Annotated in this window: 9 protein-coding genes; 4 read left to right on the top strand and 5 right to left on the bottom strand. The window is 35.2% G+C overall.

Annotated elements, in window-relative coordinates:
- Positions 1–123: 123 nt before the first annotated feature.
- Positions 124–1,002: a helix-turn-helix domain-containing protein gene (locus HGC4_RS08040; RefSeq protein ID WP_050709612.1), complete on the bottom strand. Its 879-nt coding sequence runs from the start codon at positions 1,000–1,002 to the stop codon at positions 124–126.
- A gap of 160 nt (positions 1,003–1,162) precedes the next feature.
- Between HGC4_RS08040 and HGC4_RS08035 the strand changes: the two genes are divergently transcribed.
- The 3 genes from HGC4_RS08035 to HGC4_RS08025 all read left to right on the top strand — a co-directional run bounded on the left by HGC4_RS08035 (position 1,163) and on the right by HGC4_RS08025 (position 6,851).
- Entirely contained in the window at positions 1,163–2,431 is a 1,269-nt protein-coding gene (locus HGC4_RS08035; RefSeq protein ID WP_050709611.1) for a M24 family metallopeptidase, read from the top strand.
- A gap of 144 nt (positions 2,432–2,575) precedes the next feature.
- The gene (locus HGC4_RS08030) at positions 2,576–5,209 is read left to right on the top strand and encodes a glycosyltransferase (RefSeq protein ID WP_050709610.1); all 2,634 of its coding nucleotides are present in this window, start codon (positions 2,576–2,578) and stop codon (positions 5,207–5,209) included.
- A gap of 34 nt (positions 5,210–5,243) precedes the next feature.
- Positions 5,244–6,851, top strand: a complete 1,608-nt coding sequence (locus tag HGC4_RS08025) for a glycoside hydrolase family 13 protein (RefSeq protein ID WP_050709609.1) — start codon at positions 5,244–5,246, stop codon at positions 6,849–6,851.
- Between the two features lie 130 nt (positions 6,852–6,981).
- Here HGC4_RS08025 and rsgA read toward each other — a convergent pair whose 3' ends face one another.
- The 4 genes from rsgA to HGC4_RS08005 all read right to left on the bottom strand — a co-directional run bounded on the left by rsgA (position 6,982) and on the right by HGC4_RS08005 (position 12,961).
- Positions 6,982–8,037: a ribosome small subunit-dependent GTPase A gene (rsgA, locus tag HGC4_RS08020; RefSeq protein WP_050709608.1), complete on the bottom strand. Its 1,056-nt coding sequence runs from the start codon at positions 8,035–8,037 to the stop codon at positions 6,982–6,984.
- Complete coding sequence (locus HGC4_RS08015) at positions 8,034–8,813, bottom strand: class I SAM-dependent methyltransferase (RefSeq protein WP_050709616.1); 780 nt, start codon at positions 8,811–8,813, stop codon at positions 8,034–8,036. Before HGC4_RS08015 ends, rsgA begins: the two co-directional genes overlap by 4 nt.
- Before the next feature lie 907 nt (positions 8,814–9,720).
- A complete protein-coding gene (locus HGC4_RS08010; RefSeq protein ID WP_050709607.1) occupies positions 9,721–11,319 on the bottom strand; it encodes an ATP-binding cassette domain-containing protein in 1,599 nt (532 codons plus the stop codon).
- Positions 11,312–12,961: an ATP-binding cassette domain-containing protein gene (locus HGC4_RS08005; protein ID WP_050709606.1), complete on the bottom strand. Its 1,650-nt coding sequence runs from the start codon at positions 12,959–12,961 to the stop codon at positions 11,312–11,314. Before HGC4_RS08005 ends, HGC4_RS08010 begins: the two co-directional genes overlap by 8 nt.
- Before the next feature lie 617 nt (positions 12,962–13,578).
- On the opposite strand from HGC4_RS08005, the gene HGC4_RS08000 reads away from it, so the two are divergent.
- Entirely contained in the window at positions 13,579–17,574 is a 3,996-nt protein-coding gene (locus tag HGC4_RS08000) for a hybrid sensor histidine kinase/response regulator transcription factor (RefSeq protein ID WP_050709605.1), read from the top strand.
- Positions 17,575–17,599: the final 25 nt, after the last annotated feature.

Raw genomic sequence — 17,599 nt, 5'->3', positions numbered from 1 at the left:
GTATTATTTCTAATTGTTACTAATTATAGTAATCTTATTTAAGGGGATAGTAGATTCTCTGAAAATGACATTAGGCTTAAAATAATATCAAGGTATGCGATTTATCTCTTTTTCTTATCTGTTTTAGTACTTATATCTGTATTCGGAGGGTGTCATCATTGTATGTTTTTTGAAGAACCGACAAAAGAGTGATGGCTCAGTAAAGTGCAATGCATCGGTGATCTCCGTGATTGACAAATTTGAAGTCTTTAATATTGATTTTGCTTGTGCTATGACAGCTTCATTTATCCAGCTAAGAATAGATTTACCAGTTTGTTTACGTATCATAGTCGTGAGATATTTGGTCGTTAAATGCATTTCACTTGCATAGAAAGAAACGCTCCTTTGCTCTTTGTGATATTTATACAATAAATCAAAAAATTGAAGGGTTAGTTCTTTACCTCTTGTATGTTTATTGTTTTGCTCTGGATTGTCATTGTATAGATCTTTTATATCAGTAAGAAGAGCAAGTAATAGATATTTAAGTATATCTAATTTGCTTTTACTCTGTTCTCTGTAATAATGCATCGAAATATTATTATGGTGTTTTCTAAATATATCAAAGTGACTATCACTTAATTTTAGACATGGCATTTGATGTATTTCCTGAAAAAGAACAAAGTCATTAGATAAAGAATCTCTGGAAACTAAGTCTAAAGAGAAGAAGATAGTATCTATATGCAAGTCATCTGAAACGGTTATAGGTTCCATCATGGAGTGGGGTAATACCACCATCAAAGTACCGGGTTTTAGTCCTCTTTTTTGGAAATTTATCTTCAATTCTGCACTACCTTCCACACAAATTGCACAAATGAATCCACTAACAGAATGTGGATAATTTGTCAATCCCTTCCTTACTGAATCATCTGTCTTATTTACAACTATCCCCTCTATATCAAGTAGACCTATTTCTTTTGATACATAAGATATGTCATAGTTTTCTATCTCAGTTATACCTTCCATTTGACTATGTAAATTTACTGTAAAGAAGATGTTTATATTTCAATAAAACAAACCTATTGAACATTTATTGTTCTTTTCGGATAATATTCACCGAGACAATAACCCATTACTTTGCAGTAGTTCATTTTCAAATAAGAGTATAAACTAAAAATATTGAAGTATGAAAACAAAAATGACAATTCCAGCACCTTTATCATTCAGAGAACGCGATCGTCGTTGGGAGATAGCACGCACAATAATGAGAAATAATGAGCTAGATACACTTATTATTTACGGAGATAGAGAATCTGCTGCACCCGCACCATTTTGTATCGATCATTATTTTACAAATGATAGACTAGGTTCTGTAGTGATTTTTCACAAAGAGGCAAAGCCGGTTGTTATAACTTTTGCTCCTATGATGGTTGCCGACCATATGCAGGCATCTATGCGTGGAGATCAACAATGGATTGAGCCCGAACAAATATATGTTGGAAAGACAGGTGCAAACATTGGAAATATGCTCAAGGAAATAGGTTTACCTGATAGACCAAAGATTGGAATCATTGGACTAGAGCCATATCCTCCATTTTATTTCGATGGAGCATTGCCTCACCGTACATGGAAGGGTATAATGGAGGCATTTCCTAATGCTGAAATTAAGCCAGTTTATATGGATTTTTTCAAACTAGCTGCCCCGAAAAGTGAGGAAGAATTGGCTTTGGTTAGATATGCTGCACATATTGGTGAAGCAATGAGTGAAGCTATGCGCATAACAGTGAGACCTGGGGTAAGTGAAGCTGAAGTAGCGGCAGCTATAACCTCTACTTGTATTTCGATGGGAGGATTTACAGCCGAAATTTTAATGGGGTCGGGTCCTGAATATATTGCTTGGGGACCTCCTGCTTGGCAATATCGTTCTCAAGCTCCACGAATAATACAAGAAGGAGATATTGTTTTGTCAGAGATATTTGCATTGTACGGCATGTATGAGACTCAACATCAAGCAGCAGTGGCAGTCGGAAATATACATCCAGACTTGGAACGTGCGGCTCTGGTAGCTCGCGAGTGTTATGAAAGAGGCGTTGACGTTCTGAAAGCTGGAGTAACTTTTGGCGAAGTTGTTGATGCAATGGAAAAACCCCTTTTGGATGCAAAAGGATGGCATGTACATCCCTTGATACACAGTATAAATCCTTATGGTCCAATTGGATTCGGAACCGCACCAGGTATAGAGATACTACCTCAAGCTAGTAGATATGGTAATGTGGGTAGGTTGCCAAACCCCGGTAGAGATTTGGTATTACAGGCAGGAATGTGCTTTGCTTTTGAACCAAACTGTGCTTTTGGAAACCATTTAGCCAATATTGGTGGAACTGTAATAGTGGGCGAAAACGGAGGAATTGAACTAAACAGCAATTCAACTCACTTGATGAGAGCCGAATATTAATCGTCAGAAATAACAAAAGCTATTGATGTGAATCAGTAGCTTTTGTTGTCTATAATTATTTTTTGTAGCAATGATTTAATTACTTCTACATTGTTTCGTAACAACATAAGTATTCATTTGTTACAGATAAAAAATAATAAAGCTATGACAAATAATTTTCAATCAGAATTAAAATCCGACCTTCAGCTATTTCTGAACGAGCAGAAAGAAAGGTTTCCACAAAAAGATATACTTAAGATAGACCTACATTGCCACGACTATAACAGTGATGTACCTGATGAACTTATGGGACGTATATTGAATGTTCCCGAAACATGGTTGCCAACCGACAGATTGTTGCAGGAGTTACAGACCAATGGATGTAATGCTTTCACAATTACTAACCACAATAATGCACGCTCTTGCTATGCTTTGCAGGATAAAGGATTTGATATTCTGACTGGATGTGAATTTAGTTGCTTGGTTCCGGACTACAATATAGGGATACATGTATTGGCATACGGTTTTACTCCCGAACAAGAAGTAAAGTTGAATAAGCTTCGCCGCAATGTGTACCTTTTTCAAGAGTATGCCCTAAAGCATAATATACCAACTATTTGGGCACATCCCCTTTATCATTATGCTGTAAAAAAGATGCCTCCTATGGAATTTTTCGATAAGATGGGACTGATCTTTGAACGGTTTGAGGTTCTCAATGGGCAGCGTGATACTTGGCAGAACTTGTTGGTAAGAGAATGGATAACAGCACTTACTCCTGAGAAAATAGATGGTTTTTCAAAAAAGTTTGGAATTGATCCTAAAATGTATTGCTCTGATCCATATAAAAAATCTTTCTCAGCAGGGTCTGACAGCCATATGGGAATTTTTGCAGGACTAACAGGTACATATTTATATATTCCCAATCTCGAAGAAAGATTAAAATTTGAATCGAAATCGTCTTTAGCACTTGAGGCTATACGAAAAGGAGATATGGCTCCGTATGGCTCGCATCAGAATTCCGAAAAACTCACAATTGCCTTCCTGGACTATGTCTCGCAGGTTGCACTCAATTACAAAGATCCGGGATTGTTAAGGTTGCTTTTACATCAGGGTTCTACATCCGAGAAAATATTGGCATTTGGATTGTCTAATATTTTTCTAGAAATACAACGTCACAAAGTGACATCTTCTTTTTTCAAACTCTTTCATGAGTCTATTATGGGCAAGTCTCCATCGTTTTTCAAAAAGTTTATTTTAAAACCATCTTATAAACCCATATTTGACGAAGTGGAAAAAATGGCAAAAGCACATCAGGAGGGATCAAATAATATAGTTAATGAATACAATCAATCTGTTCATAATATAAATGAAAAACTAAACGAAATACTATTTTCACGCATTACCAAGAAAATAGATAAGCTTGATCTGGAGAATAAATTATCTGCTGATAAAATAGAAGAAATATTGATGAAGCTCGACTTGCCGAGCAACATAAGATCGTATGTGAGTTCCGATTCAGATAAAAAGGAATCGACAATCAATCTTACAGACTTTCTGGATGGACTTTCTTTCCCTTTCTTTGCTTCTGCACTTATCTTGTCGGCACACTTTACCAGTACAAAAGTATTATTTAATACACGTCCGTTTCTAAAAGAGTTTTCGAAGAAAATAGGAAAATATCACCATCCCGAGCGGGTGTTATGGCTTACCGATACTTTCGGTGATAAAAATGGAGTGTCGACAGTGCTTCAATCCATACATAACGAAATAAAAGAGCGTAATCTACCAATAGATATACTCACATGTAGTGCCACTATGAAATCGGACGATCATCTGATTGTGATGCCTCCTCTCTATGAATTTTCAGCGCCTTTATATAAAGATCAGCCTATTCGTATACCTAACTTACTTGATTTACATAAACTGTTTCATGAAAAAGAATATGACCGAATTGTATGTTCTACCGAAGGGGTAATGGGGCTGATGGCTTTTTATTTAAAGAGTGCCTATTGCGTAGAAACCAGTTTTTATGTGCATACCGATTGGGTAATGTTTGCCCGAAAAGTATTGAACCTGGATATACATAATCAAAACCGTATTCGACGTATGTTGCGCGTATTTTACAAATCTTTTGACAGAGTGTTCGTCTTGAATACCGATCAGCAAAAATGGCTGACAGGACCCGATATGAAACTTAAGCCCAACAAGGTGAGTCTTACTGCTCATTGGGTAGACGATATATTCACTCCTCAGAAAGTAAATAAAGAGCAAGTATTTGGTATTGAAAATGATGCCCCTGTGCTTCTCTATGTAGGCAGAATAAGTGAGGAAAAGGGAGTTATGGAACTACCACGTATATATAAGAATGTACAAAAGTCATACAAAGATGTCAAGATGGTAATCGTTGGTCAAGGACCAGCAAGTGAATCGCTCAAAAAAGAACTTCCCGAAGCAATATATTTCGATTGGCTTGATCATGATAAACTTCCTTTACTCTATTCAGCCGCCGATCTATTAGTGTTCCCATCAAAATTCGACACTTTTAGTTGTGTGGTATTAGAATCTCTTAGTTGTGGACTTCCTGTTATTGCCTATAAAACTAAAGGACCCAAAGACATCATCCGGCATAAAAAGAGCGGTTATGTAGTAGATACCGAAAAAGAGATGACGGAGTCTATAATATCATATTTAGAAAATGAAGATTTGCATAATAGTTTTAAAGCAGCTGCTATAAAAAGGTCGAAAGATTATAAAGCAGTCAGTATAATGAACGATTTAGTAAAAGAAATAGGTCTTTAATATAGCCTTAAAAAGTTATTCGATAAATTATATTGTGGAGGAAAAAGAGACTTATTCGTGGTGGAAACATGGTGTTTTCTACCATATATATCCTAAGAGTTTTAAAGACTCGAATGGAGATGGTGTAGGGGATATACCGGGTATTATTGAAAAACTGGATTATCTGGTAGACTTGGGAATAGATGCTATCTGGCTATCGCCCGTTTATAAATCGCCGATGGTAGATTTTGGGTACGATATTTCGGGATATAGGAAGATAGACCCTCTTTTCGGTTCTATGGAAGATCTAAAAGAACTGATCGCCCAAGTACATTCTAGAGGCATGAAGCTGGTAATGGATTTGGTTATGAACCACACTTCCGATCAGCATCCTTGGTTTGTCGAATCTCGATCATCAATCGACAATCCCAAGCGAGATTGGTATATATGGCGTGAGCCTAAGAACGGAAAAATTCCGAATAATTGGATAACAAACTTCGGTTCAGCAGCGTGGACTTATGATAAGCATACAAAGCAATATTATTATCATTCCTTTTTCAAGGAACAGCCCGATCTGAATTGGAGAAACGAGGATATGAAACGTTCGTTTTTCGAAAAAATACAGTTTTGGCTCGATCTGGGCATAGATGGCTTTCGGCTTGATGTTATCAATCTGCTGATTAAAGAGAAAACTTTCAGGAACAGTCCTCTGCTTAGCAATTGGTTTTCGAATGGGAAAGTACTCAATAGAAATCAACCGAGGACATTTAAAATATTGCAGGAGTTTAGAGCTCTTCTTGATACTTACGATAATAAGATGAGTGTTGGTGAGATATATGTTTTGCCACCCGGTGATACAAATCTGGTAGCTCAATTCTTAGGTAAAGGAGATGATATGCTACATATGGCATTCGATTTTTCACTCATCTTTTGCTCATGGAATGCTTGCAAATATCACGAAGCCATCAAAAAATGGTATAGTGCTATACCTCCCGAAGGTTGGCCTTGTTTTGTATTATCAAATCACGATCTTGGGCGTTTTGTTAAGCGATATAGTTTGGGTATACACAAATATGCCAAAGCTAAACTATTGGTAACTCTTCTACTTACGCTCAGAGGTACTCCATTTATTTATTATGGAGATGAAATAGGTATGGAGAATAGTCGTATATCGAAGAAAGATATAAAAGACCCTTATGGCAAGAAATTCTGGCCTTTCTATGCCGGTAGAGATAAAGCTCGCACACCTATGCAATGGAATAGTGATGAAAATGGTGGCTTTAGTAACACTACTCCATGGCTTCCTGTAAGTGAATCATATAAAAGCCTAAATGTAGAGGATCAGTTAAAAGATGAAGATTCGATGCTTAACTTTTACAGACAACTAATAAAAGTACGTAAAGAATATCCTTCATTGTCAATGGGAAATTGGCATAGCATAATTGATGGGGTAGGAGGTGTATTGGCCTATGAGAGGCGTTACGAAAAAGAAGAGATATTGATAGTTTTAAACTTTTCGTATAGAAAAAAAAGCTTCTCATATCAAAAAATAGAATCATCTTCTGTTCTTGTTTCGACTCATAGACAATACAATACAATGATAGAAACCCACGAAATAACGTTACAGGCTTATGAGGCTACAGTATTGAAGCTATTTTCTTAATTTCGATTTAAAGGTTTATGAAAAGCTTAATTCAGAGATGAGAATGGCATTATGTATATTGTTTTCTATTTCATTATATTATATACAACAATGCAGGTATTTCAAGATACCTGCATTGTTTAAATAGAAATTAGAAATTCGTTTTGTGCTTTTTTACTCCTTCTATGAGTTTTGAAAAGGATTTATCCCTTTTACGTTTTTCATGTTCCGAAGTAGAAAAGTGCCATGCCTCCCGCCGAAGTTTCAGATAGCTCTCATAAACTTTATGGTCTAATATACCACTATTTACTGCTTCTAAAACGGCACATCCGGGTTCGTTGATATGTTCACAATCCTTGAAGCGACACGATTCCTCATAGTCAGAAATCTCTAACATTTCGGTAAGAGAATCGGGATCATCGATAGCCAATCCAAATTCCCGAATACCCGGAGTGTCGATCAAAACACCTGAGTCGTCCATCAATACCATTTCCCTGCGAGTCGAAGTATGTCGCCCTTTTCCTGTGGATAGGCTTATATCAGACGTGAGCAATACTGAATTTTCGCAAAGGGTATTTACCAGAGAACTTTTCCCTACCCCCGAGGAACCTACAAACACCACAGTTTCACCTTCCGATATAGATTCCCGCAATTGGTGAATTGTTTGAGGTTGATGAATACTTGTGAAAAATACAGGCATTTGATGAGCAATGTGTTTAATATGCTCTTCAATTTTCTGTTTCTCAAAACCTAAATCAGCTTTATTGAGTATCAAGATAGGTTTGATTTTCTCCTCTAATATCTGAACCATGAAACGCTCAGCTCTACGAACATTGAAATTATCGTCAAGGCTTTGTACAATAAAAGCCTTATCAACATAAGAAGCGATAGCTTGTTTGTCAGAAATTGTTCCGCTTTTTTTGCGATACAATATTCGTTCTCGGGGCAGCATATCAACTATAACTCCTTTATTCTCATCGAATAGTTGAAAAATAACCCAATCACCCACACAAGGTAATTCAAAGTCTGATTTTCCGAACATCATATTTCCTGTTAGTTCGCATTGAAGCATTCCGTTTTCTGAAATAACTTCATAACAAGTGCGGTGTACGATAGTGACTCGCCCATGAAACAATGCTTTATGTGCTGAATCTTGTTTTAGTTGGTTTAATTTATTATTCCAACCGTAAGTATGTAAATGAATCATTGTCCTATCTTTTTTGCGATGAAAAATACATAACCGTAGAATTCTTTATACTTGTGGTATATTTCTTCATCATAGTGTTGAAATGCTACGAATTCTTTGGCAATTTTACTTGCTGCATATTTATGATGAAACAATTCTTGTGCTCTAATTAATGGAGCAAAGTAATGTTCTGTCCAGCAGTTTTCCGGAAGAATAAAAGTCGCAACGGGAATATACCCTGCCTTCTGTATTTGGGCAACTTTATATGGAATGGTATCCATTTCCGGAAAATTCATCATACAGTAGTTTTCAATTTCAGCCGGACGTTTGTCGGTAAACCATGAGATGTCAGAAACGGCAATGTATCCTCCTGTTTTCAGAAACTTACACCACTCGTTCAACCCTCGTTCGAAACCGATATTATAAACTGCTCCTTCTGACCAGATCAGGTCTAACTCCTCATTCTGAAAAGGTAGATTATCCATTGAACCAACAATACCTTTTACTCTATCCTGAAGATTCAGTTCTTTGACATTCTCGTTGAATATATCTATAAATTTAGGGAACAAGTCTAGTCCCGTAATCTTTCCCTCAACATGCTCGGCAAGCGTCATTGTCTGCCCACCTGTTCCACAGCCGATGTCGGCGATAAGGGATTTATCGGTAAGATTATCTATAAAGCTCAAAGCTTTAAGGGTTACCTCGCGACTTCCCGGTCCTTGTCGTTTTGTAGTTGAAAAAAAATCGCAGATGAAATTAAAATCGAATTTGTGAATTAATTTATTTTCGTTACTCATTTCATTATTTGTATATAGCATACATGCAAAAGCATAACAATGCTTTCGTCATTGTACACAGGTATAAACTAAAATTATGATAATATAAAAATTCCTCTCGAAAAGGTTTATCCGAGAGTAAACGAAGGGACAATCTGCATTAGAAGTACAGATTGTTTAATATACCAAATCCGCTTTATGTAGAGTTTTAGTCATCCAGCAAAGGTATAATTATTTTTTTAGAGTGCTTTCTCTTTATAAAATTATCCTTAATTTAAAAGAGGAATTATGTATTATTGAAAATGGAATAACTATGAAGTCAACTTTTAGAAGCCTTTTCTATTTAAAGAAAAGATCAAGTAAGAAGAGACGGACCAATACCGGTTATGGTTAAGATTAGAGAAAACGGAGAATGAATCCAATTTAGTCATGCAGTTTATTTTATATTGGCCTTCTTATTTAGAGGTCTAAATAAGGATGAACTATCAAAAGTACCATCAAAGTTCAAGATATTAACATAGCAGTGGGCAGTTTGACGGCGAGCTCTCTGTTTATATTACACAAATAAGTAAAGATTATGGGCATGTTCATTAATTTTGATGAAACATGTAAATATAGCTATGGTCTTAGATGAAGACTATATAATTTCGTTGTCAATGAAGTTTGTTTTACAATTCAGATGCTTAAATATATCTATGCGTTTTATAAAGCGTTTTATAAAAAACGGAATAATTATGAATCAAAAAAGATGTTAATGTAAATGTGTGAAAATTACTTACGCACCTATTCATAGAATAAATTATTTGTCGATTTCTATTTACTAAATCCAATACATATGATAGATTTGATAACAGGTGTCAAGATTCAAATTAGTTATGAAAAGCATGTATTCTAGTATTTTATAAATTTTACGATGTGAAATTTATATTTAAATTCTCACCACTTTATCCACTACAGATTCAAAATCTGTCAGGTGAGTAGCCATTAAAATTGTAGTTTCTGGATGTTGATGTTTGATATTTTGAAAAATAGTAATCGCATTTTCGGAGCTGATACCCGCTGTGGGCTCATCCACGACTAACAGTTGTGGTTTTTTAAGTAGTGCTTGAGCTAGCAAGAGCTTTTTTCTCTGTCCACCGCTTAATGTCTCTCCGTTTTCACCTAACCAGCTTCCTAACCCATCTGGAAGAGATAAACGCCAGCTTGCCAAATCAACCGTTTCTAAAGCTTGTTCAATGGCTTCGTCAGTATAACCCTCGAAGTTTTCACGCAATGTTCCGGTAAGTAGATAAGCTTTCTGAGTAACGTAAATACATTCAGGAATAGGTAAATGAGATAATTTGGTGTTGTGGTTCCAAATCAATGAGCCACTTCCTCGATATTCAGGATAAAAAAGACTATTCAGCAGTGTGGTTTTGCCTTTTCCTGTTTCGCCGAAGAGTGCGATCCATTCTCCTCTTTTTATTTCTAAAGATACTTCGCTGGTACGTACTGATGTTTCGGGGATTTTTGCACTTAGATTCTTTATACTCAAATTTTCTAAAGAAGAATGCACTTGGACTGTCTCGATGGGTTGTTCGCCTAGCTTAATAATCGTATCAAGATCTTTAATCTGATGTGCAACTGAACTTTTTTCCGATTTTCCTGAAAAAAGCATTTCTGACAATTCGGCTTGAGCCATGATACCAAAGAAAATTCCAATTGCCATCGGTGCACTGATTCCGTAATTTTCAGAGTCCCAAAGTAAAAACGCGGCAATGTAACTAAATCCGAGTCCGGCAATGAGTTGTAGCCAAAATGAATTGGTTTGCAATTTATTTTCTAATTGCTCGAGTTGTAATAATTTTTGCTCGTATTGTATAATGGCTTTTTCTTCGAGATTGTATTTTGATATTTCTATTCGACCTCTGAAACTTTGGATGAGCGCCTGATTATTCTCTTCGCGGTGCGTTTTCAGTTCTTCGTAGAGTTTTCTATTTTTCAAGAAAATTAATTGGGGAATAAAAAATAGCAGGATAGCAGATGAAATCAAAAATTCTAGAGCTATAACCTTCGAAAATACCAAAAGGAAGAAAAAGTAAATAGTGAGTGAAATTATCAGTGTACTAAATGGTAAAAGCCACAAAAGAATGTGATTCAATATTTGGTCGATACCATGTGTGCTATTTTCGAGCAAAGATGAGTTGTTGTTGGCTTGCTTTTTGAAATAAGGAAACGTGGCTACCGATTGAAATATTTTCAATTGTAAACCTTGCTGAGCTTTGAGGGTTGTTTTGTGGTTTTCCAATCGCTCGAAATATCTGGTTACAGTACGTAATAGTGCCAGCAAACGGATAATTGCGGATGGAATTAAATACGAAAATGTAATGCTTGCTGTAACGAATACTATGCTACACATTGCCAAAAACCATCCCGAAATAGCAGGAAGAGCAATGAATGCTACTGTCCAAAGTAGCAATAGAAAAAAGCCTCTCAGCCATTTACCTGTTAAAGGCTTTACTATATGTTTTATTATAAATTTATTCATGATTCATTTGTTCCCCCCAGTTTAAATTTACGATTGTATCTGCAACGGTATCAAACATTTTCTCATGTGAGGCAATAATAACTAATCTGTTTTCAGCCAATTTCATAATTTGTGGGAGAATAATCTCGACGGTTCCAGCATCTAGATTAGCCGTAGGCTCGTCTAAAATTGCTATCGGTCTCGGATGCAACATCATGCGTGCAAGTGTAACTAATTGTTTTTCGCCACCTGAAAGTTGCTTACCGTTGTGGCTCAACTCAGCCATCCAGCCTTGTTCCTTTTTGGCAAGTATTTTATCCAGAAATTCAGGGTATTGATCGTGTTTATCTGCCTCTTTCTCGAGGAAAACATTGTATTGCAATGTTCCATCGAAGATGAAAGGGAACTGATTCATATATGATGAGTTTGCTTTCAGCCATTGGTGTGACCACGCAGTGTCTTTTCCGTTTATCGAAACTTTACCGTCTTGTGGAAACAAGCTTCCGGTAATGATTTTCAGCAAGGTCGATTTTCCTGAACCCGAAATGCCTTTCACCAGCACCAATCCTTTTGTAGGCAATTGCAGATTGATATTGTGTAAAACTTTTACGGGCGAATCGGGATAGGCAAAGTTCAAGCTATTGATCTCAATAGAACTAAGCACTTCGTTTGTATCGATCAGAGATGTATCAATATTTTCTTCGTTCAGTATTGGCATTATTAATTTGGCAGATGCCAAGGCTCTGTTTCGATCATGATAGGCACTCACAAACTTCCGTAAATAAAAGAAAAAGTACGGAGAAATAGTAAGTAAAAAGAGTGCTGTACGAAAATCGTAGCTTTTCCCGTAATTGGGACCTGTCATAATTCCAAGTAAGCTCATTCCTAAATAAATAGCAATGGCTGCAATGCAAATTGTAACAAAAAGTTCGAGTACTGCCGAAGACAGAATAGCAACTTGCATCACGTTGGTAGTTGCTTTGTTTAGTGCCTTACTCTTTTCTGACAAAAAATGGTATTGTGGTTTAAAATTGTCAAGATTGACTATTTCTGCGATAGTTTGGAGGCGATTGTAGAAAACTGCCGAGTATTTCACGAAAAGGTTGATATGCTTTTTGTGAAGCGCTTCGGCGCCTATGCCAATGACAATCATTTGAAAAGGAATAACCAATAACGAAAATAATAGTAACATTCCAACCCACTTCTCAATCCAAAAACTTACTACCAATAACAATCCGCTAACTAAAAACGAAGCCATGGAATATGGTATGAAAAAAGCGAAATAGGGTTTTAGGTCATCGCTTACTCGAGTAACGAAGAGAGTACTCGATACAGAGTCTAATTTGCTATTGTTAAGCAATATTGGATAAAGTTTCTTTTTAATTTTAGAAACAATGATATTTCCTGCTTTGTAGTTGAATAGTGACGCAAAATGGGCAAGAATGTATCTGCCCGTAAGAAATACCGCTGCATACAGTAATGCATTAGGCAAAATCAATCTGTTGTTCAGCCACGAGGCAGCGAATTCAGATAAGTACCAGCAAAAAACAACAAAACACCCCGCGCTTAAAATAGTAAAGACCGAAGCTGAGATATATGCACCTTTTGCTTTAGCTAACTTTTTATTCAGCCATCGAGAAGCGCTTTCTTGATTTGAACTCATTAATTCTATGTAATTTTAATTTCTATTGTATTCTGCTAGATTGCCAACGTAATTGTTTATGTAAAGATATAATCATTTTTGCGATTGTATCTTTGTTTATTTCACTATTTGTAGTGATTTTATATGTCGAACAAGCTATAGAAGTGCTTCTCGATAGGTAATCCCAATTCAAATTTATAAATTTTGAGGCATTTCATAGAGTAATGAATGATAGAATTATTCTATTTCTTCTTTAGGAATAGGATTATTGGTATTCTTAGCTTCAGTAATTAATTATTTATTGCTACATAATATAGTTTGGTGAAGGCTTATAGATTATGTGGTATTTTCAAGATTCCATTTTTCTTAATATATTTAAGAAAAAATATTCTGGCTGACTAGCGTTTTCTTTGGAAATTGAAGTGTGAAAAAGATTATTATCCAGCGGATAATATCATAACGACGATAAAATATAATTTTCACAAAAGATGGTTATTGAGATAATAACTGTATAATAGCATGTGTATGTGTAAAATGAAATTCAGCAAGGGTGTGGCAACCCTATAACCTTAACAATAAGAGAAGATGAAACGGATAAAAACGATAAGTCTTTTGAGTATTTAATACTAATAAATAGAATGAAAACACTGATTAAGATTGTCTTCATATTATTAATCTCAATAATCACAAGACAAAGTTCTTATGGAGGAGATGTTTATTTTAAGCACTTATCTATAATGGATGGATTGTCACAACCATCAGCCATTTCTATATGGCAAGACAGACTCGGAAATATGTGGTTTGGAAACAATGTCCTTAACAGATATAACGGTAATGGCACTAAAATTTTCCAAGTATCTAATTTTATTGATAATATTCAAGATACCAATATCAAGCAAATTTGTGGTGATTCCAAAACAGTAATGTATGCTTTGGTAAATAACCAACTTATCAGCTACGATTATTTTGCTGATAAGTTTAAGGATATGAATATTGAAGCCAACTACATTTATATCTTGAATGATATTTTGTACTATGCTTGGGGAAATACAGTCTTTGTATATGATGCTGAGCATAATAAGTCGTTTAAGTTGATAGAATTGCCCACAGAAATAAAATGTTTCCTATTTTCAGATGATTTAAATTATTGGGTTGCAACAAGTGATGGCATATATAAGGTAACCAAAGAAAATCAAGAGAAAGTACTCTCGGGTAATAGTATTTCATGTCTGTTTAGAGATTCCAACAATAATATCTGGGTCGGAACCAGAGATAATGGAGTATGGGTTATAAAACCAGAAGGAGATGTTATAGATTTAAGAACTGAACTGTCGGATTCAACAAATAAGACTTTGCCATTAAATCATATCCGTACTATTAATGAGGATAATAAGAATAATATATGGATTGGTACATACAATGGAGTTATTGTATTTTCGCCTCTTAACCGATCGGCATACCTTCTAAATCATAATGAAGTTAAACCTTATTCATTGAGAAATAACTCGGTCTACTCTATATACAAAGACAAACAAGGCACTATGTGGGTGGGTACGTATTATGGAGGAGTGAGCTATTTCAATCCGGATATAGAACTATACACTTATTATAGTACAAGTAAGATAGATAAAGGAATGCTCAGTGGACTTATTATTGGAGAGATGACAGAAGATAATGAAGGGAACTTATTTATAGCCTCTGAGGATGGTGGACTTAATATTTTGAATCGACGCAGTCAAAGTATCAAAAGATATGATACCGAAAATAGTTTGATGCCTCATAATACTCTCAAATCTTTATGGTACGACTTGCAAAAAAATAAATTATATGTAGGAACTTTTACCGAAGGACTTGTAGTATATGATAGTAATAATCACCATATAAAAAGGTTAGGTCAGGATTTTCTTAAAACAATCGGGCAAAGAATCATTACTCAGATAATACCTTATAAAGAGTATCTTTTAATATCTACACAAAGCGGTATTTATAAATTAAATCGGAATACTGAGGAATTTTCTGATTTTAGTAGCGATGATGTATTTTCTACGAATAAGCTCGGTTTTATTCAAACGATGTGTTTAGATGAAGATAATCTCTTATGGCTGTTTTCGTCAGAGAAAGGTTTATTAAGTGTAGATACTAAAACTCATCAGGTAACCCATTTTGATGATATAGAAATGATTCTCAAAAAGAATTCGATTATAAAAATTAAATCAGATGAAAAAGGGAAAGTCTATTTTCTGACAAATGGAGTAGGGGTCTTAGTTTATGATAAAATAACCCGAAAAATTACTTCTTATAAGAAAGAGATGAACGATATATTGTTATCCGATATATGCTATAATCTAGCATTTACGCATTCGGGACGGATTATTATAACATCAGATAAAGGTATTACTTTATTATCTCCGGAGGAGAATAAGTCAGTGCATTTGAAAATAGGGGAGATATTCCCTCTTAATATAATGTCTTCAAGTTGTGGGTTATTTGTATCGCCTTCTGATGGTAGGATATTTATTGGAGGTATATCGGGTATGCTTTCTGTTTCGGAAAAAGATATTTTGACTATGACTGAATCGAGCAAACCTTATCGACTTCATTTTTCATCTCTGTCAGTTAATAACGATATTGTGAACTCAATAACCCATCCTAATATCTTAATGGAAAATATAGCTTATGCAAAAGGTATAACATTAAGCTACGAGCAGAACAACATAAGTATCACTTTTGCTTCCTCGGATTATATACACCCGAATAATACAAAATACGAATATATTTTGGAGGGCTACGATCAGCAATGGACTAAAACAAGAGATAAAACAATCCGCTATACATCGCTCCCTCCCGGTAAATATCATTTGATTGTGAGAGATATAAATGATAAGGCTCAGTCTTTACGAATCGATTTAGTAATAAAACCACCATTTTATGCGTCGGTATGGGCATATATCATTTATACAATCCTCAGTTTATTATTATTAATTTATATAATAAGATCAGCCCAAAGAAATATGATGCTCAGGGCTACACTAAAGATGGAGCATAGAGAAAAAGTACGCATGGAAGAGCTGAATCAGATGAAAACTAATTTTTTCACCAACATATCTCATGAATTCAGAACTCCGCTAACCTTAATATTGAGTCATCTGGATATGGCTTTAATCTCGGAGAATATGACGGCTGCAATAAGAAAGCGGTTGTCTAAGATTAAGAAGCATACCCGAAATATGCAGGATTTAATAAATGAATTGAAAGATCTGCGGAAAAGCGAAGAAGGAGTCTTGACAATACAAATTGTTTATAGAGACGTTTGTTCTTTTGTAGAGGATATTTACTCTTCTTTCAAAGACTACGCACAAATGCGGAATATTAATTATTCGATTGAATATTCTTGTGAAAGGATAGAATTATGGTTCGATCCTTATCTGCTTCAAAAGGTTATATATAATTTGTTATCAAATGCTTTTAAATTTACTGACGATTCGGGTACTATAACATTAATTCTTATTGAAACTAAGACACATATTGAAATTACTGTTAAAGACAACGGTATTGGAATAAGTGGTGGCGATTTAGAGAGAATATTCGAAAGGTTTTATCAAGTAGAGCAAGTTCACGAAATAAAACGTATGGAAGGTATGGGAATAGGATTAGCCCTTTGTAAGAATATAATTGAACTGCATCATGGAGAAATATTGGTGGATAGTAAACCTGCCATAGGCACATCCTTTACAGTAAGATTACAGCTAGGAGGAGCACATTTTGAAGAATCATTAAAATATTCCAAGAAAAGTAATCGAGATGACATTCCGTTACTGCCATCGGTTGAAATGGAAGATAATAATGAATTTATAGTGGATGGTAACCTGGGTGATAACTCGAAAACAACTATTCTGATAATAGAAGATAATGGAGATCTTCTTCATTTATTGGTTGAAGCATTTTCACCTATATACAAAGTCCTTATAGCTACTAATGGGGAGGAAGGATTGAGTAAAGCCAGAGAACATATGCCTGATATTATATTGACAGATATTATGATACCTCGGTTTTCGGGTTTGGAAATATGTAAGCAATTAAAATCGCATATAGAAACTTCTCATATTCCGATAATCCTAATAACAGCTTTGGCTTCATTAGAGCAAAACATTGAAGGACTTAAACAAGGGGCTGACGATTATATAACTAAGCCATTTGATCTCGAAATATTATTACTTAAATGCAACAACTTGGTTAGAAGCCGTAAAGCCCTTCAATACAAATTTCGCGACGAACAATCGTTTGAAACAGTTGGATTGGCAACAAATATTCAGGATCAGAAAATCCTAGATAAGTCTATTCTGTATATCGAAGATAATCTGACTAATGAAAATTTTGATATTAGTCAATGGGCTAAAGAATTGCAGATGGGAAGAACTAAGCTGTTCAACAAAATAAAAGGTATAACCGGATTAACTCCTAATGACTTTATTATTAATATAAAGATGAAGAAGGCAGCTTTATTATTAAAGAACAACCCTGATATGACAGTTGCGGAAATTGCCTACCAACTGGGATTTGCTTCTCCGGGATATTTCAGTAAATGCTTTAAAGAAATATATGGCATAACACCAGTCAATTACCGTAACAACTAAAGACTGAATAAAACATATGTTAAAT

This window comes from Dysgonomonas sp. HGC4 (genome assembly GCF_001261715.1).
In the GTDB taxonomy this organism is placed as follows: Bacteria; Bacteroidota; Bacteroidia; order Bacteroidales; family Dysgonomonadaceae; genus Dysgonomonas_A.
This window is presented reverse-complemented; position numbering and strand designations above follow the sequence as displayed.